Origin of the sequence: Thermoactinomyces mirandus (genome assembly GCF_013868055.1) — a bacterium.
Lineage (GTDB): Bacteria > Bacillota > Bacilli > Thermoactinomycetales > Thermoactinomycetaceae > Thermoactinomyces > Thermoactinomyces mirandus.
This window is the reverse complement of sequence record NZ_JACEOL010000074.1, coordinates 1-1,424: the sequence shown is the minus strand read 5'-3', so window position 1 is coordinate 1,424 and position 1,424 is coordinate 1. Positions and strand designations below refer to the sequence as shown.

1 protein-coding gene is annotated in these 1,424 nt (G+C 43.2%); it reads right to left on the bottom strand.

Translation table 11 applies throughout. The features are described 5' to 3' along the window. Nucleotides 1-131 precede the first annotated feature (131 nt). The gene (locus tag H2C83_RS16625) at nucleotides 132-1,352 is read right to left on the bottom strand and encodes an IS701 family transposase (protein WP_181742303.1); all 1,221 of its coding nucleotides are present in this window, start codon (nucleotides 1,350-1,352) and stop codon (nucleotides 132-134) included. Nucleotides 1,353-1,424 lie beyond the last annotated feature (72 nt).

Genomic DNA, 1,424 nt, shown 5'->3' with positions numbered 1-1,424 from the left:
ATGATAATACCTGGCTACCGCTTGGTGTTTTCGACGCCAAGCGGACCATGCCAAGATAAGGGAAACAGGAAATTGGTTGTTATTTACCAATTTATTAAATAAACGTTTTATTTCTCTTACCGTAAGGGAAATCATAACCCTCGGCTCCGTTTGAATTTGGTTAAGCTGTTCATCTTTGGAAATGCAGGTTCCCTTTTTTGCGGATCCAAAAGGATCCCTTTTGAACGCATCACGCTAAGAAAAGCATGCGCAACCATAGCCAATGTAATGTGGCGATACCAGCCTGTCCATGAGCGAACCTCGTATTGATCCAGTCCCACTTCACCTTTCGCTTCTTGAAAACAACGTTCGACCGCCCATCGAGTTCCAGCCACTTGAACGAGATCTTCCAGGGTTGTTTCTTCTGAAGTATAGGCAATATAGTAAGCCAATTGATCCTTTTCACGAAGATGTCTCCTGATTAGAAGCCATCGTTGCCATTCGGGAGCATCTGGACAATTGAGGGGATATCGTATCCATTCATACTTTCGTGGACCTTTCGATCCATTTCCACAGGAAATGATCTCCCATTTTTCTTCGGGTGTATGGGTAGCTAAGTCTCTCACTTTGCAGGTATTCCAACCAATTGATACTGATTCCTTAGCAGAAACCGTTAATACGTAAGCTTGTTGCTCGCTTTCCAACCATCTTCTCAACCGACTATCACTACCGTAAACAGAATCACCTGTCATCCATTTGATAGGTAAGCGTGCCTGAAAGGCACGCTGCAACATCTGACGTGCAAGTTGAGGTTTGGTGTAAAATTCTGTACCATTTGGTATCCCAGCCTTTTCACATCGTTGTGGATCCTCAACCCAAGATTTAGGAAGATAGAGACTACGGTCAATCAGGGTAGCTCCTTTTGGACTGGTATAACTTAAGAATACTCCGATTTGACAATTTTCAATCCGACCAGCTGTTCCGCTATATTGGCGCTGAACTCCTACAGATTTTTGACCTTTTTTCAGAAAACCCGTTTCGTCTATTACCACAACTGCTTCAGGATGAGATAAATGTTCTAAAATATATTGTTGCAAGTCATTGCGAACGGCTTCAGCGTCCCATCGAGCCCTTCCCAGTAAATGCTGAATGCCATATGGAGTCGAGTCGCCTGTATACTCAGCTAATTGCCAACCGTTTTTTCGTTCAACAGAACTCAGTAATCCCAATAGATAAGCGCGACAACGTTGTCGCGCTTCCACACGCGGAAACTGTTTACCAATCCGATTGGCTAACGCTTCAAATTCCTCAGACCAAGCCAAAGCGTCTATTCCATTATGTTCAACAAGTTCCTCATTCGTTTGAAAGGCCATTAGGATCCCCCATCAGCTAGTTGTAATAAATTCATCATACACTAAGTTCAAAAAATTACAACTGTAGTACTA

Bases quoted from the DNA above. Each gene is read 5' to 3' on its own strand.
- H2C83_RS16625 (WP_181742303.1), bottom strand. From the start codon at position 1,352: ATGGCCTTTCAAACGAATGAGGAACTTGTTGAACATAATGGAATAGAC.